Origin of the sequence: Paenibacillus anseongensis, assembly GCF_009757995.1 — a bacterium.
In the GTDB taxonomy this organism is placed as follows: domain Bacteria; phylum Bacillota; class Bacilli; order Paenibacillales; family NBRC-103111; genus Paenibacillus_E; species Paenibacillus_E chondroitinus.
Genome location: NZ_WSEM01000008.1, coordinates 507,817 through 532,939, shown reverse-complemented (window position 1 = coordinate 532,939; position 25,123 = coordinate 507,817). Strand labels below are relative to the sequence as shown.

Genomic DNA, 25,123 nt, shown 5'->3' with positions numbered 1-25,123 from the left:
AAGAGAGAACTGGAAACTCTTAATTGTGTTACGCTAACGGGAGACGTTAGTTGAATGAAAGGGTAGGCAATTATTTGTTAGTAGTACTTCAAGTCTTATTTGTAAATAGGGTTTTCACTCCTTAATTTGCAAATCGATTATATATATGAAAAGCCAGCAAACCCTTATGTTTGCTGGCTTCTTGCACTTCAAAACTTAATTGTCACCCAACAATTATTATATTGTATAGGTTGATAAATAGTTCTCAGCCTTCTTGAGTGTGAAAATCTTTTGATATCCAGTTTGTTGGTCTTGACGATGTAAAATAAAAACGGCTGCTGGTTACATCCGATCGTCGGTTTCTCTTGTTTAGCGTTGCAGTACTCTGGCTATCATTGTGGCAAATTCGGCTCTGGTTATCGCTTGAGTAGGGCGGAATGTACCATCATCATATCCTGTGACGATTTTGTTGGCTATCAGAGTATTGATATATGTGTATGACCAGGAGTCCAACTGGACATCTGAGAATGAAACAGCACTACTGCCGCTTAGTTTGAATGCTCTTGCAACCAAGGCGGCCATCTCAGCTCGGTTAAGGGTGTCATCCGGTCGGAATGTGCCGTCATCATATCCGTTCATGAGGCCTGACTTCTCTGCGGCTCCGATGTAGCCAGCAGCCCAGTGATCGGCAAGTACATCAGTAAAGTCGCTTGTTTGCGGCTTTAGGCCAAGCTGAGTCGACAGCACCTTCACTGCCTCGGCGCGGGTAATGCTGAGGTTAGGACGGAAACTGTTATCCGGGTAACCGGCCAGCAATCCCTTCTTAATGAGGAAGTCAATGCTATCCTCGGCCCAGTGTCCTTTCGTGTCGGTAAACGAGATCACTTCTGGTGACGGCTCCTTCACATTGTCTGGCGTTGGCGTTGGTGTTACTGTTGGCGTTGGCGTTGGTGTTGGTGTGGATGACGGTCCGTTGCCTGAATCTGTCGATTCGTTGTTGTTATTCTGGTAGGTCAGCGCAGGAGCAAAGCTTGTAACACGTGAAGCCTTGGTTTGCTGCTCCAATGCGTAGCCCATGCCCAGAATGTTGGCGTCATCCCACGCTTTGCCCACAAGCTGCATAGAAATCGAATAACCATTTGGACTTGTGCCTACGGGTACGATAACAGTTGGCAGTCCGACATTGGATGTCAGTACGCCGGTACCTCTGTCCGAGCTCAGCTGAGTAGCTGCACTGTCGTTGTTATACACATCGCTTATAAATCCTGCATAAACGACGCTGTCTACATCGTACTGATCCATCCAGCCTGCAATAATCTGTTTGTAGTTCTTTCTGTAATTGAGGTAGGCCTGTACCTGGCTTTCTGTCATTCGCGGACGCACTTGCAAGTTGCGCTGATTGTACAGCAGCACCTTAGGCGAGGCGAGCAGCTCGTCGCCGCTAGCGAATGGGAAATCCTTCTGTAGCTCGATGTAGCGCGCCCATCCCTCAGCGCCGGCATTTCCCGATGGGCTTGATCCACCGCCAGGAGGCGTGCTCATTTCGACCAGAGTAGCTCCTGCCGCCTCCAGATCGGATAAATGTTGCAAAACGGCTTCACCCGTGCCGTCATCGGCGTACGAGGAAACGAATGAGGATGGAATATAGCCGATTCGCTTGCCTTGCAGGGCATTGCGATCAAGTGCTTCCGTCCAGTCGCTTGGCCTTTTTGCATCTGCCTCCTTTGTCAACACCAAATCCAGTGGATCGGTTCCTGTAGTTGCATTAAGCAAATAAGTCAGGTCGGTGACGGTGCGGGCAATGGGTCCTGCATAGTCCTGTCCCCATGTCAGCGGCATAACACCGCGCGTGCTTGCCATGCCATCCGTTCCGCGGAAAGCCGTCAGACTAGCACCTACAGACGGTGCGTACAGCGAAACACCAGTTTGTGTACCCAAGGCTGCTGCTGCAAAGTTTGCCGCAACGGCTACTGCGGAGCCGCCGCTGGAACCGAACGAGGTTTTGGACGGATAGAGCGCATTCCAGGTTTGCATCCATCCGCTTTCGCTGAAGCTGCCACTGTTGGCAAATTCTGAAAGATTGGTTTTACCGATAATGACGGCTCCTGCTTCTCTCAGCTTCTGAACCTGGTAAGCGTCTGCTTGGGGCTGCCAGCCCTCGAGTGCTTTGGTACCGCCGGTAGTCGGCATATCCTTTGTATCATAAAGATCCTTGATTGCAATCGGAATGCCAAGCAATTGGCCTTTCTTCCCCCCTTTGCGAGCTTGGTCCGCTGCCTGGGCCTGTTGAATAGCTGTTTCAGAGACATGAAGGAAGGAATGGAAGCCCAACTGTCCAAAATCATACGCTGTAATGCGATCGAGATAAGCCCTTGTGATGTCTTCGGAGGTAGTAAAGCCTTTCTCCATAGCATCCTGCATTTGCGAAATACTTTTGTTGAGTACATCGTAAGTGGCGGTTGTCACTGTAGGTGGTACGGCAGGAGCCGCCGGAATGTCAAGGCGAGTAACGGCTGCGCAAGCAGCAGCATCATAACCAGCCAGATTGGTCAAGTCCCAGTTGCTTATTGTACATACCTGTGCAGGAGTCAGGTGCGTAAGATCAGGATTCTTCGCCAACTGATCCAGCGAATCGGCAGCCTGTGTGAGTCCGGCTGCGCCTGTATCTCCAGCTAGTACATATCTGGCAAGCGACTTGGTGTGGCCAGGCTCAATCGTCAGGCGATGGATAAAACCGTAGAAGTTTGCATCATTGCCTGAAGTGGCCAGTGGAGTAGTGAAAGGATCCTTTTGCTGGTTGCCGGTGCCTTGCAGCGCGCCTCCAAATGGAGCAGGCGAACCAAGAGCAACACCGATTGGACGATCTGCTGCTCTCGCATTGGCTATCAACACCCATGAATCGTTGGAAGCGATGGCAGTGTCTCCACTGGAGGTCGTTTTCACATTGGCGTAATAGGGGCCTGTACCGTAGCCGAGTGATCCACCGAAAGATACATTGACCGTGATGGGCGAAGCGGTCGTATTGGTAAAGGTGTCGAAGAAACGTGTTCTATTGTTTGTGCTATCAAAGTATATATCGCGTGTAATAAGTACATTGCCCAGATTAACAGATTGGGTAGTGGCAAAAGTGTCATTGTTGTCAAAGGTAAGTCCAAAACCCCGCATCATTTGGCCATTCATGCGAGGTCCAGGTGTGGTGGACACTTGTACGAAAATATCGCCGAAGCCCTGTAGAGGTGTAGCACTCGCTCTGCGAATACTGCCTGTATCGAGGTTAGGCGCAAAGGAATCATGGAATTCCCATTCCGTACCGCTTTTCGATGTCAGTTTAGTTAATGCATATGCACTGTTGAACGGAACCAATCCTGCGATGGAGATGGATAGAGCAAGTGCTGCTGCTAAAGTGGCTTTATTACTCCTGGTACGTTTTACTGCTTGGGAGGCTGGTAAGTCTATAGCAGACTGACCTTTATTAAGCCTCAAAATGTTCTTGATCTTAAACAATATTTTTCAACTCCCTTTAGAGAATATAGTGGAAACTCTATCACCGCGTTAGTATAACGTCAAGTAATATAATTTAATATGTTACATAAAATAACATATATTTAAAAAGTTTAATATTTAATGACAAAACAAGCGAAAATGGCACTGAAAAGTTTAAGGTTTATTGATTTTGTGTGAATATTAATGACACATAAATGACTCTACTAAAGTTAGTTGCAAATCTACCAAATGGGCGGGTGTATATCGCAAGTGCAAACGAAGGAATTACAGGCAACTCTAACGGGGAGCATTTGAAGCTAAGTGGCGTGCACTCATTGAGTACACGCCTATTTATTTATTTGAAAGATAGATTTGAAGCAGAATTTATATGGATTAAAAAAAGATGCTGAAAATGATTGGCGGGAGCGGAATTCGTAATGGAACCTGCCTTATTGCAGTTCATATCAGTAATATATAGAATATGAATTGTGCCTTACAGATAAGAAATGGAGTGGGAACTCAATGATTAAATCAATTATTTTTGATATGGATGGAACTCTTTTTCAAACCGATAAGATTTTAGAAATATCACTCGAAGATACCTTCAATCATTTAAGGTCACTAAAAGAATGGGACAAGGAAACACCTATAGATGAATACCGTGAAATTATGGGTGTACCTTTGCCTAAAGTATGGGAAGCTTTGATGCCAAATCACTCAATTGAAGTAAGAGAAAGAACCGATGCTTATTTCCTGAAAAAGCTAATTGAAAATATTAATATCGGAAAAGGTGATTTATATCCTTATGTAAAGGAGATTATGAGTTATTTAAAAGAGAATAATTGTACAATTTACATAGCGAGTAATGGCTTAACCGAATATCTAACTGCCATTGTGAATTTTTATCAATTAGATAATTGGGTGACTGAAACTTTTAGTATTCAGCAAATTGAATCTTTAAATAAATCTGATCTAGTCAAGATCATTATTGAAAAGTATGCGATTACCAACGGAGCGGTAGTTGGAGACCGTCTCTCGGATATAAATGCAGCTAAAGACAATCATTTAATTGCAATAGGGTGTAAATTTGATTTTGCACAAGAGAATGAATTGTCTCAAGCTGATATCGTTATAGATAGCTTAATTGAACTAAAACAAATAGTGTTGCGCTAACGTCTTTAGCTAGCGAGGACGATAACTCCATTGAGCACCTTCTTAAGTAGAGAAAGCAGTGTTTCTAGGTGATAGTAATGCAGATATTATTGCGGGGAAATCTGCAGGGGTTCGGACTTATGCAGTTCAGTGGTTATCCACTTATCAAAGTACAGTATTTGATATAAAACCTGATGCTGTATTCTCAAACACAGCAGATTTTATTTCCCTTTTAAAAAATACGGTGAACGTTTGTTCAATACACAGCAATGGGAGGCTGCCGGCACGATCGGCAGCCTTTTGCTCACCTAACGGGAGTTTAACACAACTACCAAGTAATGGAATTGTATAAAGTATTACAACGAAGAATTACGGGGGTAATTTAGTGGATAAACCTAAATTTCTTACACCCACTGGTAGGGATCATATTTTCTGTTTTATGGATAATGATTGGAACTCCTTTTTACATTTCTCCACAAGTTATTATCTTATTGTCATTGACATGTTAGTTTACGACTATTGAAATATATGCATGTATATATGGATAAAGGCATATAAATACAGTTTCTATAGCTTAAGAAGGAGGCATACAGATGGGTTCAAGAATCATGCATTATTGTATTTCATCTCTATTAGCTGATAGGTTAGGTATAGGGAACAGGAACGAGTTTATGCTCGGGGGGATAGCACCCGATATACATGGGCTCATGGGTGTGGCAAAAGGAGTAACACATTTTAAGGATATTGATGCAAGTGGAAAAAGTCGTATCAACTACTTTCGCTTTTATGATACGTACAAGGATAATATGAATAAACCCTTTTACCTTGGTTATTTATGTCACTTAATTTCGGATGTAGTTTGGCTGGAACTATATTTAAAAATCGTGGGATTCGCATCTCCTCAGCAATTGAAGGAGAAAGGACTAGTCGCTTATCGTGACTTTGAAAGACTAAACGGAAGAATTATAAAACAATATTCTCTGAAACTTCATCAGCATGTACTGACTACCGTGAACATTGACGGGTATAACAGCGAATACTTACCTGTCTTACTAGATTTGCTGAGAAAGGACTTTACAATTGATGAAGTCCTTATGAATGAAGGGCTGGAGCTGTTTAACAACAATAACTTTGAAATCATTGACTATATTAACAAGTCGGTTGAGGAGAGTATGATGTTTTTGTCCAGCATGCGATTAAGCTAACGTATACCGAATTGGGTAGAGCGTTAAACTAACAGGGAACAATAGTGGAAAGTTAAGGGAGCAGTTTGCCGAGGCCGGCAGCTGTTCTTTTTTCTTTTGACCGTGAGCAGAATTCCTCAACAAGAATTTGGGCAATTATGTTATTATTTTGAAATGACAGTTGGTTAAAAATGGAGGATCTAGATGAATATTAATGAAACCGGAATCATTATATTTTGTGAAAATTATGATGTGGCATTAAAATTTTATTCTGAAAAATTAGGGTTACATGTTCGCAATAAAGGAGAGCACTTGTCCGTATTAGACTTCGGAGGTAGTTATCTCATGTTAGAGGATAACGGGGTAGCTTCGGTAAAGGAAAAAACACGGGCAGAGAATCCTACAGTTATTCGTTTTAACGTAAATAACTTTGAAGAGGCCGTATCAGAGTTGATGCAGCGTGGCGTTTCTGTTGATGTAAAGAAGCATAGTTGGGGAACGATTGGAGTAATTATAGACCCCGAAGGAAATAGGATTGAATTAAAGGATTAGGCCCTGTGTTCAAAAACGTAGTGGAAGTACACAGGAAAAACTATTTGATAGAATTTTCGGATAAATGCTATACTTTACCAATGCATAAATTATCCAGAAAAAGGAGAATGAAAAATGATGTACTATGCTGATCATTCCAGGGGAAAGCCATACGCTAAAGATCCGGCTGTTGTAAAATTTAAAGAAAAGTATTGGATGTATTATTCCATTCCTTCCTATGAAGACGGGCGTCAACCGGACGGCTGGGGCATAGGTATTGCTGTAAGCGATGATCTGGAGCAATGGGAACGCGTTGGTGAAATGACAGCGCAGCATCCTTATGAAATCAACGGAATATGTGCTCCCGGGGCTATTGTATTGAACGGAAGCATTCATTTGTTCTATCAAACCTACGGGAATTTCCCAAAGGATGCGATTTGTCACGCCGTTTCGGAAGATGGGCTGCATTTTGAGAGAAATAAGTCGAACCCCGTGTTTTCGCCAACAGGTGAGTGGAATAACGGTAGAGCTATCGATGCCGATGTTATTATTCACCGGGATAAGCTGTTCCTTTATTTTGCGACGCGCGATCCCAAGGGTGAAATTCAAATGCAGGGTGTGGCAACAGCGCCACTTGATTCTGACTTTGGAGCAGGCGCATGGACTCAAGCTTGTGACCAATCCATCCTTAAGCCCGAGCTTCCTTGGGAGGGGCAATGTATCGAAGCGGCGGCGACGTGTAAGCGGAATGGCAAAGTATTTATGTTTTATGCGGGTGCCTATAATAATTGGCCGCAGCAAATAGGATGTGCGGTAAGCGAAGATGGAGTGCATTTTCAAAGGCTGTTTTCAGAGCCTCTTTTGCCGAATGGCGAACCGGGCAGCTGGAATTCTAGTGAGTCAGGTCATCCATATCTATTTGAAGATGAAGATCAGCGCACTTATTTGTTTTTTCAAGGCAACAACGATAACGGGGAAACTTGGTATTTGTCCTATGTCGAGATAGGATGGGAAGCTGATGGTAACATTCCGGTAATTATCCCTCCACTCTAATTTGTTGAAATGAATGAATATCTGTTAGGTTTGTCGAATGGTCATAACAAAAAAGCCGTCAGACTCACTGAAGCAGTGATTTTGGCGGCTGTTTCGTTATATGAAATGACTTCTCCAGAAGCATTCCCCCGGCATTTTCTCCCGCAATCACTCCTTTATTCATTTCTGTTAAAAGCCTACATACCCAATCAAATTGGCATTTTTGCCTATCAAAGTACCTTTTTTATGCGCAGGGACCGGTGATATTATGAAAGCGTAAACATTTAATATAAACATATCGAGAGGGGTTCCCCAATGAAGAAATGGATTGCTATGCTTTGCGTATGCGCGCTGTTTGTTATTTCAGCTTGTAGTGGCACTAAAACTGCGGCACCGGCAGCACCTGACTCCAAACCAACCCAACCTGCTCCTGCTCCTGCTGCGGCCGGAGAGAAAAAGAAACTGTCGTTATGGTATATAGAAACGGGGAAACGGAAGGAACTGATTGAGGCAACGATTCAACAGTTTATGAAGGATCATCCCGACGTGGAAGTGGAAGCGGTTCAAATTCCTAATGACCCTTACAAAACGAAGTTAACCGTTGCTATGGGCGGCGGAAATCCTCCTGATATTTTCCATTCTTGGGGCGGCGGTTGGCTGAAACAATTTGTAAGCGCTAACCAAGTGTTGGATTTAACCGGTAAAATCAGCACCGATACCTTTATCCCTGCCGGGATCAGCTCCGCTACCTTTGATAATAAAGTATACGGCGCACCGGTGGCTTTGTCCTTAGTTCCTGTTTATTACAATAAGGAAATTTTCGCTAAATACAATTTGCAGCCGCCTCAAACTTACGACGAGCTGATGACGATTGTAGAAAAGCTTAAAAAGGAGAATATCATTCCTTTTGCGCTTGCTAATAAAACGAAATGGCCTGCTGCTTTGTTATTCATGTATTATGCAAACCGTCTTGGGGGTTCGGAAATTTTCAACGAAGCCTTTGAAAGAAAAGGACGCACATTTGATGATGAATCCTATGTAAAAGCTGGAGATATGATCCAGCAGCTGGTCAAAGCCGGCGGCTTCAATCCAGGGTTTAATGGTATTCAATACGATGCGGGAAATTCACGTCAGTTGATGTATACGGGCAAAGCTGCAATGGAAGTACAAACCTCTTCGTATATTAACAACGTCCGTACCGAAGCGCCTGACTTTGAGAAAAAATTAGGCATGTTCCCATTCCCGACCATCAACGGCGGCAAAGGGAAAATTACAGACGTAGTCGGAGGAGTATCACCTGTACTTTCCGTATCTTCCAAAACGAAATATCCTAACGAATCCGTTGAGCTGATTAAAGCTTTAACATCCAAGGAGCTGGGACAAAAATTAGCTGACCAAGCTGGTACAATCTCGGCACAGAAAGGTATTACTTACACGGATGCCTTTGCCAAACAATTAAACGACATGTTGAGCAGCGCGACTTCCTTGCAAACGTTCTATGACCAAACGTTGCCTTCGGAATTAGCTGAGCTGCATAAAGATACAACGCAAAATATTTTTGGCCAGACCATGACGCCGGCCGAGGCAGCTAAACAAATGGAAGCTAAAGCAAAAGAAGTATTAAAGAAATAAAGTCATTCAAGGGGAGGGATGCCTCCCCTTCTACTATTACACCAAGGAGAGGAGCTTCCCATGAACAGCAATGCCTCGCCACGAAATATACGCCGGCAAAATAAGATACAAAACAGCCTATTTTTATTATGGTTTATCGGTCCGGCGTTGCTCGTTTACTTGATTTATGTGATTTATCCCATCTTTGCTACTTTTTATTACAGCATGTTTAAGTGGAGCGGAATTCAGACTGAAAAAACGTTCATTGCGTTACAAAATTACTTAACTCTATTGTCGGATAACGTTTTTTGGATGACGGTTTCTAATAATTTACTGCTGGTTATCGCTTCCGTTGTTACACAAATTCCGCTCGGACTCGTTATGGCGCTTATTTTGTTTGCTCCGCTAAAGGGCATGCGGTTGTTCCGAACCGTGTATTTCCTGCCTTTGCTGATGTCAACCGTAGCAGTAGGGATTTTGTGGTCGCTGATCTACGATCCGATGTTCGGCGTTATTAATAAAACGTTGGAGGCTATAGGGCTTGGCTCGTGGCAGAACGGTTGGCTTGGAGATACGAAAACCGCTTTTATCGCAGTTATCATTACCATTTGTTGGCAGTACACTCCGTTTTATATGATTTTGTTCCGAGCGGCCATTTCCGGAATCCCGACGGACATCTACGAGTCGGCTGGCATTGACGGCTGCAGCGGCTTTAAAAAGTTTTGGCATATTACACTGCCGTTAATTAAACCAACGATTATTACTTCCTCGGTTTTATCAGTAATCGGCTCGTTAAAATATTTTGATTTAATCTTCGTCATGACGGAGGGCGGTCCCTCCAGCAGTACAGAGCTAATGGCCACATATATGTATAAGCAGGCCTTTTCCCAATTCAATATGGGATACGCGAGCTCCATCTCATTTACTATGTTTGTTATCGCATTTGTGGTTGCATTGATCATTTTGGCAGCGGATAGATCACGCGCGAAGGCAAACCAATAGGAATATGACATAGATAAAGAAAGGGTGATCACTATGCCTTCCATAATAAAGTATACAGGGCTTTATTTGATCGCGGCCATTCTGCTGCTTTTTACAGGCTATCCATTTATATATATGATTGCAACTTCTGTGAAAACACAAGAGCTGTTTTTTCAAAATCCAACTTCTCTCTGGAGCAACTTTGTGTTTGAAAACTATGCGCTCGTGTTTAAGCTCGGAATCGATCAATATTTTATCAATAGTATATTGATCTCGGTCGTTAGCGTGTTTGCCGTTATTTTATTATCGGCTATGGTCAGCTTTCCCTTGTCCCGCATAAGATTCAAGTTGAACCGGCCTATCTACTATGTATTTCTTGCAGGCATGATGATTCCGGTGCATACCACATTGATCCCGGTTTATCTTCTTACAAAGGAAATCGGATTATATGATTCGTTGTGGGCGCTATTGGGGCCGTATATTTCATTTAGCCTCCCGGTTTCCATCATTATTTTGACACAATTCATCCAGGAAATTCCGCGCGAACTGGATGAAGCGGCTATCATGGACGGAACCTCGCAGCCGGCATTGTTTTGGAAAATCATACTGCCATTGCTTGCTCCGGCGCTTGCGACGATAGGGATCTATAATTTTATTCATATATGGAATGAATTTGTTTTTGGTTTGGTGCTTATCACAACCCCTGAAAAAATGACACTGCCGCTCGGTTTACGTGCGTTTTACGGTGAGTTTTCCGTTAACATTCCTGGAATCATGGCTACATTGACACTTGGAACCTTACCACTGCTAATCGCTTATTTTCTTTCGCAGGAAAAAGTGGTTAGAGGTTTATCAGCCGGCGCAGTAAAAGGATAAGTTTCCGACAGATAAATATAAGTAGTTTGCAAACCATTCCTATGATGTATACTATGGGTTATGGTTCTTTTTGCTAGGAATAAAGGATGTGTTTAGCATGAACAGGATTATAGGCGCCTTGCAATTGAACCGGACAAGAGTGCAAATCTTACTTGGTTTCCTGCTGGTTATGATGGTTGTCCTGTCCATTGCAGGCGGATTGGTTTACCGTTCAATATCCGAGTTGTTGGTCCGCAATGCTGAATCCTACGTAGGGGAAACAACCAAGCAGGCCAGTGCCCGCTTGGATGCGGTGCTTGCACAGGTTGACACGCTTAGCTTGCTGCTGATGACGGATGCCCGGATCCAACAGTTATTGTACAAAGTTAAACAAGGAGAAACCGTAACGGTTGACCAAAAGCTGTCCGTCCGGCCTATTTTGATCAATTTGATGACCTTTTCCGACCTCATTCAAGGCATTGAGCTGTACGCGGGCGATGAGCCGTTCTATCCGTTGGAAAACCAAAATTTATTGGAACGCATCGGCCAGGAGGCTGCTATTTTCGCCAATTTGAAAGAAGGGCAGCTTGTATGGGCGGACACAAAGCAGAAGGAGAATGGTCACCTTCTCGCTGTGCGGCAAATCCGGTTGGAGGATGACTATCTGGCTGGAGGAGGATACATTGTGTTCCGAATCAGCGATTCACTTCTTGACTTTTTTAACACGGAGTTCTCTTCAATCAAGGGAAGCACGATGCATTTGTACGACCAGCATCAACAGCTTGTCGCATCCAGCTCTCCCTCGCTGCTGACATCGGTAGATCCGTCCTTCTTGCTTAGCTCGGCTCCGCAGGGAACTCATTCCATCATTAATATACACGGGACGGATTATCTTAAGATTATTCGGCAGTCAACGGAAACTCACTGGTCCATTCTCATGCTTGTTCCTGTAAGAGCGATTACAGAAGGGCTGCTTGTACTCAAGCAGGCTTTACTCTGGTCGTTAATTGTCGGCGTTGTTTTCTGTCTTCTGCTTTTGTGGATACTTTCCAGCTTTATTACAAAGCCGATCCGCAGGCTCAGAAATAAAATGCGTATTCCGTTCCTCGGGCTGCCGCATTTGAATGAAGAGGTCTATTTTAATTTTGAAATGAATGAGTTGAATATTTCTTATAACAATCTTGTTCGGGAATTGCATCAGCTGGTGCAAACGGTTTACGAAAAGGAACGCCTCAAAAACCAAGCGGAAATCAAAATGCTGCAGGCGCAAATTCACCCGCATTTTTTGTTCAACACGCTCGAATCGTTATATTGGACACTGATAGATAAACAAGAGGAAGAAGGCGCCCAGACGGTTATTGCCTTATCCAAGCTGTTCCGGTATACGATACATGCTGCAGACAAAGATGATTGGGTGAGCTTAACAGACGAAATAGAGCACTGCCAGCGTTATATGGAAATTATGAAATACCGCCTAGGCCATCGTCTAAACTGGCAGTTTCATATCGAACCGCTGACCCAAGAAGTAAAGGTTCCCAAGCTGTTGATTCAACCGTTAATAGAAAATGCGATACAGCATGGGATTGAACCGAAGATTGGAAATTCATCGCTGCTTGTCTTGATACGGTCCGTCGAAAAGGATGGGGAAACCTTGCTAGGTATACAAGTTAAAGATGATGGCGTAGGAATGGAACGGCATGTTCTTGAAGCACTCAAAAACCGATTGGAATCATCCAGCCGGCCGGATACATCTTCCAAATCAGGCATTGGCCTCTTAAACGTACAGCAGCGTATTAAGCTTTATTACCGCAATCATTATGGAGTTTACATTCAAAGCAGCCCGGAGCAAGGGACTGTTGTGGATCTATATCTTCCTTACGGAGTTGAACGCGATGTCTGAACTTCCTTGTATTCTTATAGCCGAAGACGAGCCGCCTACCCGAAACGGCATTATGAAAGCGCTACAAACTTGGTCGGAAGGGAAAATCAATTTGCAAGTGGCGGAAAACGGGATGGAAGCCTTCCACTACCGAAAAACAAATCCAGTCGATTTACTGATCACGGATATCCGGATGCCCGGTTTAAACGGGATACAGCTTCTCGAAAGACTGAAGAAGGAAGGCTTGCAGACAAAATCCATTCTGCTTACGGGCTATGCGGAGTTTGAATATGCCAGAAAAGCGCTGACTCTTGGCGCTGTGAACTATATTCTGAAGCCCGTAGAATTCCAAAATTTAATTTCGGCCGTCGAGGAAGCCTTTGAAGAGAACAAGCTGTGGAAACAGGTCAACCATGTTTCTTCTTTCACTGTACCGCAGGTGCTTAACGATTCAATCCGTAAGTCTTTAGTCTATATTTCCGCCGAGCTGTGGAATCCGTCTCTTGGGATCAAGGATGTAGCCGAGCATATTCATTTGAACTCCAGTTATGTTTCGGTGTTGTTTAAAGAGGAAACCGGCTATACGTTCAGTGATTACTTGACCCGGCTGCGGCTCTTCAAAGGTAAGGAATTACTGCTTGGAACCGATATGAAAATATACGAAGTAGCCGAACGTACGGGGTTCAGCTCTTCTAAATATTTCGTGAAGGTTTTCCGTGAGGCGGAGCTTTTGACTCCTAAGGAGTTCCGCAATGAACATAAAAAAATGATGAATAAGAGCGGGTTCGGCCATGAATAGAACGCATAAGCTAAACATGTTGATTGCAGCCGTGCTGTTAGTCACTTTATTATTTACTATATACGGCAGGAGGGATGCTCCTAACGTTTCCCAGTCTCCACCGGCAGCAACTTCTGTTTCTTCGGCCCCGGTAAAAATTACGTTCTGGAACGTCGAGACCAATGACCTTCGACAAGCTTTATTAAATCAAAGCATCCAAGCCTTTAACCAAACTCATAAGGCTATTCAGATCGTGCCTTATTTTTATGAAGTGGAAACTTATAAAGCCAAGCTTAAACTGTCCATGATTTCTGGAAAAATGCCGGATTTGTTTTATTATTGGACAGGCGAGTCGTTTAAGTATATGGTAGATTCCCAGATTATAGCGGATTTAACCGAGAAAATGCAGGAAAAGCCCGCTTTTATGAAACAGTTTTATCCGGAAGCGCTGCAATATGCTACTTATTATGACCGGTTGTATGGGCTGCCACACACAACCAGTCATGTCGTGTTCTGGTACAACAAACGAATATTCGCTCAATATGGCATTACGCCTCCGCAAACATGGGATGAATTAATGTCGGCTGCGCAGCAGTTATTGAATAACGGAATTCCGCCGTTTACCGTCTCCGGCAAGGAGAGATGGCCACTTCTCAATTGGTTTGCTTATTTGTCCAACCGTATGGGAGGCTCGACTCCTTTTCAGCATGCAATAAAGAAAACAGGTGACTTTACCGATCCCGCCTTTTTAGAAGGGGCTCAGTTATTCCGCGGCCTGATTACGGCAAAAATGTTCGTGCCTGGCTTTTTAGGCTTAGACGGGCCGAAGGCCGAGGATATTCTTTTAAAAGGTGAAGCGGCCATGTATTTGCAAGGCGATTGGGTTGCGGAAAAAATGCTCAGTAATCCGGACATCGGCTATTTCCGCTTTCCGACGGTTCACGGCAAAGGAGATCCTCAAGTCTATTACGGAGGCTATTCCTCAGGCTGGGCCATTTCCGCAAACAGCAATCGCGATGCGGCCTTTGAGGTGCTTTCTTCGATGTTTAGCATGGAAGAGAGGAAGAAGGTTGTTGAGGCGAGCGGGCTGCTCTCTACAGTAAAAGTTATGCCTCTTGATAGAAATAATATGAACCCACTCGTATACGATTTTGTTACCTTTATTGAAAAAGATCCCGTCGATTTTTTCGGTTATTATGACCAAGAAATCGATCCCCACAGATCTCAGCTGTTATTGAATGCTGTAGTAACGATGGCTAGCGCGCCTACGATGTCCCAGGAGGAGATTGAGGATTTATTGAAACAGATTCGTTAATCGATAAAAAGGGTGATAAATTTGTCCAACACGGATGTATCCAGCAGCAAGCCTTCATTAAACTTGAAAGAAAAGTGGCGACTGGAGAAAATGATTGGGGACTCATTTCCCCAACGGACTGCAGAGGTGCCGTTTCACCGTCGCAACTTCAATAAAGACTTGTATTTGTACTTGTGTATCGGCCAGTCGAACATGGCAGGCAGAGCTCCAATTGAAGAAGAAGATCAGGGGATTATAGAGAGAGTTTACTTGTTGAATAACAACGATCAATGGGAGCCTGCGCAAACAGGGGAATACGGCAAGCAAGGACATCAAGGGTTCAATCGTTTTTCAACGGTCGAAGTCGCGAGCAAAAAAAACGGTTTAAGTCTTGCACTACCCTTCTCTAAGGTAATGGCCGAACGTGTGCCTCATGCAGAGATTGGCATAATTTCCAATGCAGTAGGAGATACCAACATTGTCAAATGGCAGAAGGATGCAGGTACGGGATTGTTCGAGGAAGCCGTCAGAAGAACCAAAATAGCTATGAATCACGGCCAAATGAAAGGTATTTTATGGCATCAAGGAGAAGCGGATCGTTACAATGACTGTTATATCGAGCAGTTGAGCCTGTTTGTTACAGACTTAAGGTCTGAATTAGGTATATGTGCTAGCGAGATGCCATTTATTGCAGGACAATTGCTTCCCGGCAGCAAATATGAGCTGTTTAATACGACTATGATCGGTAAAATTCCGGATACAATTGCAAATTCAGCTTATGTAAGCAGTGAAGGAACAAGCTCAATCGGTGACAATACCCATTTTAATTCTGAGAGTCAACGGATTTTGGGTAAACGTTATGCATTTAAAATGTTAGAAATGATGTGTTAATGCCGCTTATAAACGCGGTTTTTTTTATTTTTTTTGGTATTGTTCGGCAAGGAGCTTAGAAATCCTGTTATTTTTAAAGATATCCCCACAAATAACAGAGGCGCGCTTAATCGAATTAGAGTAAACTTAGGGCAGACATTTCAGACTTCTATACGAGAGCGGGAGAATAGAAATTGGTTATGCGAAAAAGCTTCTCGCGAAAATTGATTATCAGCCTAGGCGCCGTTATGATGATTACGTTTGCTGTTTCTGGTTACATTACCTATAAAATTCATTTGCATTTGTTTACGGAAGAAATTAGCACGCAATTTTCCAAGACAAACGAACAAGCCGCTGCCCGTCTGGATTTACAAATCCGCAACATCTATAAAATTTCAAACTTTATTGTGTTCCATCCTTATGTGGAGCAGGTATTGAAACGATCGGCACAATCGGAGAAAAGAGAGACATATACGCAGTTATCTGACCAAGATGAGCTGAACAATTTGTTGTATCAAGTTAAATATGATGAGCCGAAGTTGTTCTCAATGTATCTCTATGATGTACAGGATAATGGATTTATTTTCGGGCGAGCTAATGCGCCTTCGACATGGCTGAGCAAGGAGATATATTTTGACATTAAGGAAAAACTGGAGGGCTCTTTTGGTAATCTGATCTGGTTCCCATTGCAACTGCCAAGCGATAGTACGTCGTCTGGCGTAAGGCAACTTTTCGCAGCAGCACGGCAGATGAAGACGGTTAATCAGGACCAATACGGCATGATGGTCATGCTGTTCGATCAATCGCTGATTTCCGAATACTTGAATGAACTTGTGAAAGATGAGCAAGCCAATGTGTTCCTGTATGATAAAATGGATAACCTTGTTTACAGCGATATGAATCTGCTCTCCGGTGCGCCTGAACCGGGCAGCATTACGAATAAAAGTGTGGATCTTGTTGACGGAAAGCCGTATCTGTATTCGAAGAGTCGTTCTGGACAAGTTGATTTCACACTGGTCAGCCGTGTTTCACTAGATGACCTGCAATCGAAAAGCGGGATTATTCTTCAGGTTAATGTTGTAATTGGGATTATCAGTGTCGCATTGACGGGGCTCTTGGTGTTCTGGACAGGCAATCGGCTGTTTAGGCCGCTTCATCGGTTGGTTCAAGGTATGCGGCGAATGCGCGAGGGGGATTTTCAGATTCGGTTGGAGACCCGCAGCGATGATGAGCTGGGCTTTATGGCACATAGTTTTAACTCGATGGCGGAAAACCTCGATAAGTTGGTAAAGGAAGTATATGAGCGTCAATTAAGTGAGCGTGAAGCGGAACTTACGGCGATTCAGGCACAGTTGAACCCGCATTTTTTGCATAACACATTGGATACAATTTATTGGAAGTTGTACTTACAAGATGACTACGAAACAGCTAAGCTGGTGGTATCGCTATCGGATATGCTGCGCTATGCCTTGGAGCCGGTTGACCTGCCCACGACATTACGTGACGAGTTTACGCAAATCCGTAACTATTTGACGATCCAGAATCACAGATTCGGACATGAGCTGGAGACGGTTGCTCAACTGGAGGAAGGTATTGAACAACTGCCAGTACCACGGTTAATTTTACAGCCGCTTGTCGAGAATGTGTTCATGCACGCTTTTACGGAAATGGCGACTGGTCAGGTGCTGATTATTCGGGCATTCCAAAGTACAGTTAGGAATAGGGAACAAGATGATAAGCTAGGAGCTATCGTAATAGAAATTATAGATAACGGCAAAGGGATCGCTGAAGATCAGCTGAATGCGATTTGGAAATCCGCAGATAACCGTGGTTTCACAAGCATGAATACGACATCACCGATAAGTGAATCCCTGGGCAGCACGTTGAGGTCGGAAGAGGGGATGCAGAAAAGAAGGCGCATTCATATTGGCATTCGAAGTGTTATCCGCCGACTGAATTTACTGTACGGGGAGCCTTACGGTGTACAGATAGAATCCAAGCTAGGTTCGGGCACAACTTTCCGGTTACTGCTTCCACTAACGAAAGATGATGAGTTGGATTTGCCTAACAGAAAGTCTTAGGAGGAAGAGGGAGTAGGATGAGAGGATCAATCATGATTGTCGACGATGAGCCATTAATCCGCAAAGGATTGACCAAGTTGATTGAGTCAAATGATTTGGGGTGGGTCGTTGCAGGCGAAGCCGGTAATGGAAGGGAAGCCATCCACAAACTGGCGCAGGTGAAGCCTGATTTAATTATTAGCGATATCCGAATGCCGATTATGGATGGTTTGGAGCTGGCAAATTATATGTGGGAGCACTGTTCGCACACGATGGTCATCATCTTGACAGGGTACCGGGATTTTGAATACGCGCAGGCTGCGGTTCGCTATGGCGTCAAGGAATTTCTGCTTAAACCGTGCCCTGAAGATGACATTTGTCGTGTGCTTCGGCAAGCGTACACACAATTTCAGGAAAAATCAGAGTACCAGGAAAAGGAGCGCAGGGCGCTGCGGGTGCGAGAAGATCATGCTGTTCGTGCCGCACTGCTGCGACTTCCTCCGCTTGCAGGAGGGGAAGTTCTGCGGACCGAGGAATTGCTTGAAGGACATGTCTTCTGGCTAGCTCGCGTCGATACCTTTCTGCCGGAAGGTAAAGAGTATCGGCCCGAGGATGGACCGCTGCTGCAATTTGCGGTGGTAAATATTATAGAAGAACTGCTGGAAGCCAGTAGCTCTCTAGAACGTTGGATCACGGTTGAGTACGGTCGATTTGCCTTTTTTATGGAGCCAGCTTCTGATCATGTTCGTTTCTTTCATGAATTATGTGAAACGGTACAGCGCTTACTGGGAATTTCACTCACGACTCTGTCACTAGGACTTGTCAGTTCAGCGGAGGACGTCAGCTCGATGTACAGACGTCACGAATTGGAAGCGCCTGCGTCCATGTTTACTCTTACGGGAAGCCCGCTTGCATTCGGAAGGGAAGCAGATGAGATCACAGTTTCTGGTACAGACGCAGCCGTTACTACTGCGCCGGGAACCATCGATGAAACCAAGGTTCGCACGGTCCAAGCAGAAATTACCTCTTTCCTGCTATTGGGCAGACATGCAGAGTTGTCTGCTTTTTTACGTCAAAGATTCTGGGAAGATCTGCACGCTTCAATGCCACAGTGCCGAGCGGACGCGCTTTGTTTGGCATTGGCGATCCGGGAGGTGTTGCGCAAAGAGATTGCTGCAACGCAAGATGACTGGGATATCGGAACGGAAATTCAAAAGCTCCGTTTAATGGTATCAAGGGAAGAAGTCGGCGAATGGGTTATGGAACGCATTGCGGTGATGGAGCAAACGTTGGCTAGTTGGCTAGAGGAACGTAACAGCAGATTGGCCGAAAGGACGATTCGGTACATTGAACAACATTACGAACAGGAATGCAACTTAGTTAGTGTAGCATCTCAGATGCATTTGAATCCAAACTATTTTAGCAACTTGTTTAAAAAGCAAACCGGTGAAAGTTTCACATCGTACTTAACGCGTTTCCGAATTGATAAGGCTAAAATGCTGCTAACAAACACAGACATGAAGATTTCAGAGATTGCAGAAGCGGTAGGGTACACAGACTCCAACTATTTTGCGACTGCTTTCAAACAGGTAGTAAGTAAACCTCCCACAGAATACCGCAAGATGCACCAGCTTAATAAATGAGAATGGAGAGGCCGGCACAATGCCGATGCCTCTTTTTTCTGTAAATTTCTAAGATAACGCCGTAAATATCGAAGGCTAGCTCAGGACAGCCCTTATATAATAGAGATAAGTCAACAACCTGAGAGGAGCTTTGCAATCTATGTCAACCGCACCACTGTCCACAAACTCCGTTACAGCAGCTCCCGAATCCAGCGCGGAATTGCAGCGTCGCATGAGGCAAGCATCTCGCCGGCGAAGATGGAAAGCGAACATTCCCTTAATGCTCCTATTTATCCCGGGCCTTCTCTTTTTTGCAATTTTCAAATATGCGCCAATGGGTGGTTTGATTATTGCTTTTAAGGACTACAATTTTTTTGACGGCGTTTTTGGAAGTGAATGGGTCGGTTTTAAGAATTTCGAAACGATCTTTAAGCAGCCGCAGACCGTCGGCATCATTCGTAATACGATTATACTCAGCGTATTGAATGTGTTTGTCGGGTTTCCGTTTCCTATTATTCTGGCAATTATGTTAAACGAGGTTAGAAAGACATGGTACAAACGGGCTATTCAAACGATTGTCTATCTACCCCATTTCTTCTCATGGGTCATCATCGGTGGCTTTGTCCTAACCTTGTTTTCAACCGAATCGGGCACAATCAATCATGTCTTAAAGAGCTTGTTAGGGGAGCCTTTCCCATTCCTGTTCAACGCTGGATCCTGGATTACGATCTATGTCGGTTCAGGTATTTGGAAAGAAATGGGCTTCAGTGCAATCATTTATTTGGCGGCATTAACGTCTATTGATCCTAGCTTATACGAGTCGGCTAGTCTGGAAGGGGCAAACAAGTTTCAGCAAATCCGTCATGTGACGCTTCCTGGAATTAGCACGACGATTGTTCTAATGTTTATTTTGGCTATGGGCCGATTGATGGAAGTGGGCTTCGACCATGTCTATATTCTTCAGAATCCAACGGTGTCGAATGTAGCGGATGTCATCAGCACCTTCATGTACCGTATCGGTCTGCAAGGTGCACAATTCAGCTTGACAGCGGCAATGGGACTATTTGAATCCATCATCGGTCTGATCCTTGTCTTAACGGCGAATGCATTAGCTCGCAAATACGACAAGGGGCTTTGGTAAAGGGGGAATATACAAATGAAATCGACCGTAGGAGAAAAGTGGTTTTATACAGCTAATTATATCATCCTGGCGCTGCTAGGCATCACCTGTCTATTTCCGCTTATTAACACAATTGCCGTCTCACTCAGTGATACGCATGCGATTGCTTCTGGTAAGGTAACCTTTTATCCAATAGGGTGGAATATCGAAGCCTACATTTCTATGATCCAAGGAACGCGCATTCTTTCCGCATTGCAGAACAGCATCATCATTACGATTGTTGGTGTAACGTTAAGTATGACCGTAACAATTATGACCGCATACCCCATCTCCAGAGGCATATTCTACGGCCGGCGCTTCTTTACCTTAGCCATGGTATTTACGATGCTGTTCTCCGGAGGACTAATTCCGACTTACCTAGTCGTGAAATCGCTCGGGTTGATGAACTCCTACTTTGCGCTCTGGTTGCCGGCTCTTATCAGCACTTACAATTTGCTCGTCATGCGAACGTTCTTCGAGAACATTCCGAGTGAAGTCGATGATGCAGCCAGAATTGATGGTTGTTCGGAGATGGCTTATCTGATGAGAATCGTTTTGCCGCTGTCCATGCCGGTCATTGCGACAATAACGTTATTCTACAGTGTCAGCTACTGGAACATGTTTATGAATGTTTTGATTTATATTAACGATACGAGCAAGTTTAACATGACCGTGCTCATCCAGAAAATGATTCAAAGCCAGAACTTGCTGCAGGAGTTGGTCAACAGCGGTGCCACCTCAGGCGTAACTGTGGATGTTGTGCCGGAATCGCTGAAAGCGGCGGGGGTACTCATCATGGTCCTTCCCATGCTGCTCGTCTATCCCTTCCTGCAAAAGTACTTTGTTAAGGGTGTCATGTTAGGGTCCGTAAAGGGCTAGGCTTGAAATCATAGATCATCCATAATCGAGAGGGGTTTCCAAATGAAAAAACAATTGAAACTAACCGCACTGCTGGCGCTTTCGCTATCTGGCCTGACTGTACTGGCCGCCTGCGCTTCGAACTCGAGCGATGGCAAGAAAGCTGGAGAAGGAAAATCGGAAGCGCCCAAGAAGGATATAACCGTATCGATTTATGATCGGGGCGCAGTATCTCCGGATGCCGGCACGATCGAAAACAACGCTTGGACCAAATGGATTAACGATAACGGTCCGGCTAATGTGAAATTCGTCGCGATTCCGCGGACGAAGCCAGAGGAAAAGATTAATGTCCTGTACGCCTCAGGCAGCGCGCCGGATCTGCTATTCGAATTCAATCCGAAAGCCAGAGATCCGCTGCAGCAGCAAAAGCAGTTCATGCCTCTCGACGATTTGATCGAAAAGTATAGCACCGATTATAAAAATCTACTAAAGGACAATCCCTTGCTTAAAAAAGCCGGTATGAAAGATGATGGTAAACTTTACTATTTCGGTCGAATTAACCGTGGCGGGCCAAACCGGGGGTTATTTATTCGTACCGACTGGTTGAAGAAGCTGAACCTGTCTATGCCGAAGACGACAGAAGAATTATATACGGTGCTGAAAGCATTCACGGAGCAAGATCCGGATGGAAATGGAAAGAGAGATACGTACGGTATTTCCCTGAGCGGCAATTCCGCATATAGCTTAAGACAGATGTTCGGCGGCATGTCCAAATGGACAGTCAAGGACAACCAACTAGTACTGAATTGGGATCGCTCCACAGAATACTATACGTTAGCTAAGCGATTGTTTGATGAAGGTCTGATCGATAAAGACTTCGTTAACGATACGAATGGCGCCAAAGCCAAACAGGATTTCATTAACGGCAAGACTGGCATTTACGGATTCTTAAACCCGGATCCGATCACTGAGAAAATCGGGGTTATTGATCCATTAAAGAAAAACGTTTCGACAGCGGAGATTGACTTCCTCCCATATCCAACAAGTCCGTTTGGCGCTTTCATGCCGACACTTTCGAACCCTGTACAAATGACGGCAGCCATTAGCGCAACGGCCAAAAATCCGGATGCCGTGATCAAGTATGTCGATTTCTTAAGTAAGGAAACGACAGGGAAAACACTCGAACTTGGCATCGAGGGAACGAATTACAAGGTCACGGAAGGGTGTCCCGAAGTATTGGATGCAGCTAAGCAGAAAAAAGAAGTGACGGATCTGACCGTTGATATGCGGATGCTGCAGAGTGCAGCCCCTTACACCAAATGCGATGCACCACTGATCAAGTTCAAGAGCGATCCGCGGAAGGAAGAGTATCAGAAGTTCCAGGATGATTTCTTTAAAACGTATTTGAATTTTGACCGTTCTTACCCGGAACTGACCATTTCCGAGCATATGCCGACACCATCGAAGGATCTTAATATCATTGAAACAAACACAGACAAGGCGATTGGCGATATCTGGCTGAAGGCGATTGTGAGCGGCGAGAAATATTCAATCAGCCAAGCATTGAAAGATGCGCAGGATGCCTGGAGCAAGGCTGGAGGCGCTCAGGTAGAAGACTGGTATAAGAGTTGGTATGAAACGAATAAGGACAATGCGTTTTTAGCCAAGGATGCAATCGAAATTTCCAAAAAGCAATACGAGGATTATAAGAAAATGGTTGGAAGCTTGAAGTAAAGCCTCGAACCAGATAAAAGGTATAAAGCGTGATGCATAACGAAAAGTGAAAATTCAATTAGGGTGGGGGATTCCTCCATCCTTTTGAGCATCGAATGCGGTGATTTCGAATTTGTCAATGCAGATAATTTTAAACAATATGATGAGTATATTACATTCCTTTCAGGGCCATCAATCTACTACAATAAGGTCATGAAAAGGAGTGAATGTACAGGATGATGAAAGCAAAGGCAGACGTGGTATCCAATATCCCCCATGCATCTGTGCGAAGAAGGGAGCGCATTCAATGGATTCCCTATCTGTTTATCGCACCTACCGTGTTGCTGATCGTATCGTTTTTGTTTTATCCGATGCTTAACGTTTTTTATTTCAGTTTCCTGAACTACAATCCAAGTAAGCCTTTTTATAATAGCTTCGCTGGATTGGATAATTTTGTGAAAGTATTTACGGATGATCCGCTATTTCTGCAAAGTTTATGGATTTCTGCCAAATGGGTGCTTGTGGAAGTGACGCTCCAACTCGTCTTTGGCTTATTAGTTGCATTGGTACTTAATCAAGCATTTCGTCTTCGCGCTTTCTTCAGAACGGCTGCTATCATTCCCTGGGCCATTTCAGGTGTCATCACGGCCACTATGTGGTCGTTCCTCTACAGTGAGCACAATGGTATGATGAATGACTTGCTGACGCGCTTGCATCTCATTCACAGCCCGATTGCTTGGTTAGGAGACACGAATTGGGTATTTTTCTCTATCGTTCTAGCTGAGTTGTGGAGAGGGATCCCTTTCTTTACCATTACCATGCTTGCAGCGTTGCAGACCATTCCCTCTGAATTATACGAGTCATGCAAGGTGGATGGTGGAGGTCGCTGGAGAGCATTTACTCAGATTACCTTGCCATTTCTAAAGAATTCTATTATTTTATCGACGCTGCTACGGGCAGTTTGGGAGTTTAATAATGTCGATTTGATTTTCACTATGACGAATGGCGGACCTGCGAATCATACGATGACCATGACCATGTATGTAGCCAATCAAGCCATTGTCGCCCAAAACTTTGGTTATGGATCTGCTTTGACGGTAATTGGATTCCTTATTTTAATGATTTTTGCAAGCAGTTATCTGAAGTTGAGCGGTTTCGGAAAGGAAGATAAGTAAATGAAGAGTATGATGCTTAGACAATTGGACCGCACGTTTACGCTGTATGTGCCCTTGTTGGTGGCCATGCTGTTTACCTTGCTCCCTTTTTATTGGACGATCGTAACTTCCTTTAAACGGGAAACAGATATCATCAAACGGCCTATCGTGTATTGGCCAAAAACTTTTACTCTGGAGAACTACGGGATTTCCTGGAATGCAGTCGGCTTCTCGAAATTTTTCCAAAATAGCTTATTCGTCTCCATGTCTACCGTGCTTATTGTACTTCTTCTCTCTGTGCTTACCGGTTATGCCATAAGTCGATTCAGATTCTATGGCAAAAACGCCTTTCTTCTTATGCTGCTTTGTACTCAGTTTATCCCAGGTGCCATGCTGCTCATACCGCTTTTCCTCATTTTCAAAACACTAGGTATGACGAGCAACCCGTTTAGTTTGATTATCACCTATAGTGTATTTCAGCTTCCGTTTAACTCGATCCTGATGAGCGGATTTATTACGAACATCCCGGAGCAATTGGAGGAAGCGGCTATGGTAGATGGTTGCAGCCGTTTGAAAGCAGTATTTTTGGTTATCTTCCCTATTCTGTTGCCTGGTATTGTCGCCACCACGGTATTTACGTTTATTGGGGCATGGAACGAATTCCTGTTCGGATTGATGCTCATCAACAAACCGCAGTTTTTCACGCTGCCAATCGGTTTGCGGTATATGCAAGGCGAATTTAACATGGCTTACGGAGCACTTGCGGCAGGTAGTGTCATTTCCTTGCTCCCGGTCGTTGTGTTGTTCGCCTTTGTTCAGAAATATATGGTTCAGGGAATGGCGGCGGGCGCTGTCAAAGGCTAATGTTTCGGATGTACTCCTTTAAACGGGGATTCATCATATAACCCAAAAATATAGAAGGTGGGAT

Annotated in this window: 19 protein-coding genes; 18 read left to right on the top strand and 1 reads right to left on the bottom strand. The window is 44.3% G+C overall.

Annotation, left to right across the window (positions count from 1 at the left end):
* Positions 1-348 precede the first annotated feature (348 nt).
* Positions 349-3,483 carry an amidase family protein gene (locus GON05_RS09945; protein WP_246238961.1) on the bottom strand — a complete coding sequence of 1,045 codons (3,135 nt, stop codon included), beginning with the start codon at positions 3,481-3,483 and terminating at the stop codon, positions 349-351.
* A 501-nt stretch (positions 3,484-3,984) separates the two neighbouring features.
* Here GON05_RS09945 and GON05_RS09940 point away from each other — a divergent pair.
* From GON05_RS09940 to GON05_RS09855, 18 genes are all read left to right on the top strand, one after another.
* Entirely contained in the window at positions 3,985-4,635 is a 651-nt protein-coding gene (locus GON05_RS09940; RefSeq protein WP_157319003.1) for an HAD family hydrolase, read from the top strand.
* Between the two features lie 572 nt (positions 4,636-5,207).
* Positions 5,208-5,819 carry a zinc dependent phospholipase C family protein gene (locus GON05_RS09935; RefSeq protein WP_157319002.1) on the top strand — a complete coding sequence of 204 codons (612 nt, stop codon included), beginning with the start codon at positions 5,208-5,210 and terminating at the stop codon, positions 5,817-5,819.
* 183 nt (positions 5,820-6,002) lie between these two features.
* Complete coding sequence (locus GON05_RS09930; RefSeq protein ID WP_157319001.1) at positions 6,003-6,350, top strand: VOC family protein; 348 nt, start codon at positions 6,003-6,005, stop codon at positions 6,348-6,350.
* Positions 6,351-6,464: 114 nt separating this feature from the next.
* Positions 6,465-7,382, top strand: coding sequence for a family 43 glycosylhydrolase (locus GON05_RS09925; RefSeq protein ID WP_246238959.1), 918 nt, complete (start codon positions 6,465-6,467; stop codon positions 7,380-7,382).
* Between the two features lie 294 nt (positions 7,383-7,676).
* Positions 7,677-8,993: an extracellular solute-binding protein gene (locus tag GON05_RS09920; RefSeq protein ID WP_157319000.1), complete on the top strand. Its 1,317-nt coding sequence runs from the start codon at positions 7,677-7,679 to the stop codon at positions 8,991-8,993.
* 60 nt (positions 8,994-9,053) lie between these two features.
* A complete protein-coding gene (locus GON05_RS09915) occupies positions 9,054-9,974 on the top strand; it encodes a carbohydrate ABC transporter permease (protein ID WP_157318999.1) in 921 nt (306 codons plus the stop codon).
* Positions 9,975-10,007: 33 nt separating this feature from the next.
* The gene (locus GON05_RS09910; protein WP_157318998.1) at positions 10,008-10,829 is read left to right on the top strand and encodes a carbohydrate ABC transporter permease; all 822 of its coding nucleotides are present in this window, start codon (positions 10,008-10,010) and stop codon (positions 10,827-10,829) included.
* 97 nt (positions 10,830-10,926) lie between these two features.
* A complete protein-coding gene (locus tag GON05_RS09905) occupies positions 10,927-12,708 on the top strand; it encodes a cache domain-containing sensor histidine kinase (protein WP_157318997.1) in 1,782 nt (593 codons plus the stop codon).
* Entirely contained in the window at positions 12,701-13,486 is a 786-nt protein-coding gene (locus GON05_RS09900; protein WP_181646248.1) for a response regulator transcription factor, read from the top strand. Before GON05_RS09905 ends, GON05_RS09900 begins: the two co-directional genes overlap by 8 nt.
* Positions 13,479-14,780 (top strand): ABC transporter substrate-binding protein, encoded by a 1,302-nt coding sequence (locus tag GON05_RS09895; protein ID WP_157318995.1) that lies wholly within the window; start codon positions 13,479-13,481, stop codon positions 14,778-14,780. Before GON05_RS09900 ends, GON05_RS09895 begins: the two co-directional genes overlap by 8 nt.
* A 21-nt stretch (positions 14,781-14,801) precedes the next feature.
* Positions 14,802-15,650: a sialate O-acetylesterase gene (locus GON05_RS09890; RefSeq protein WP_157318994.1), complete on the top strand. Its 849-nt coding sequence runs from the start codon at positions 14,802-14,804 to the stop codon at positions 15,648-15,650.
* Positions 15,651-15,829: 179 nt separating this feature from the next.
* Positions 15,830-17,710, top strand: coding sequence for a sensor histidine kinase (locus tag GON05_RS09885; protein WP_246239016.1), 1,881 nt, complete (start codon positions 15,830-15,832; stop codon positions 17,708-17,710).
* Positions 17,711-17,727: 17 nt separating this feature from the next.
* A complete protein-coding gene (locus GON05_RS09880; RefSeq protein ID WP_157318992.1) occupies positions 17,728-19,332 on the top strand; it encodes a response regulator transcription factor in 1,605 nt (534 codons plus the stop codon).
* Between the two features lie 130 nt (positions 19,333-19,462).
* On the top strand, positions 19,463-20,452 hold the full coding sequence (locus GON05_RS09875; RefSeq protein ID WP_397369438.1) for an ABC transporter permease: 990 nt from the start codon (positions 19,463-19,465) through the stop codon (positions 20,450-20,452).
* Between the two features lie 15 nt (positions 20,453-20,467).
* Positions 20,468-21,349: a carbohydrate ABC transporter permease gene (locus GON05_RS09870; protein WP_157318991.1), complete on the top strand. Its 882-nt coding sequence runs from the start codon at positions 20,468-20,470 to the stop codon at positions 21,347-21,349.
* A 42-nt stretch (positions 21,350-21,391) separates the two neighbouring features.
* Entirely contained in the window at positions 21,392-23,062 is a 1,671-nt protein-coding gene (locus tag GON05_RS09865; RefSeq protein WP_157318990.1) for a type 2 periplasmic-binding domain-containing protein, read from the top strand.
* Between the two features lie 215 nt (positions 23,063-23,277).
* Positions 23,278-24,216 (top strand): carbohydrate ABC transporter permease, encoded by a 939-nt coding sequence (locus GON05_RS09860; protein ID WP_246238957.1) that lies wholly within the window; start codon positions 23,278-23,280, stop codon positions 24,214-24,216.
* Positions 24,217-25,059, top strand: coding sequence for a carbohydrate ABC transporter permease (locus tag GON05_RS09855; protein ID WP_246238955.1), 843 nt, complete (start codon positions 24,217-24,219; stop codon positions 25,057-25,059).
* Positions 25,060-25,123 lie beyond the last annotated feature (64 nt).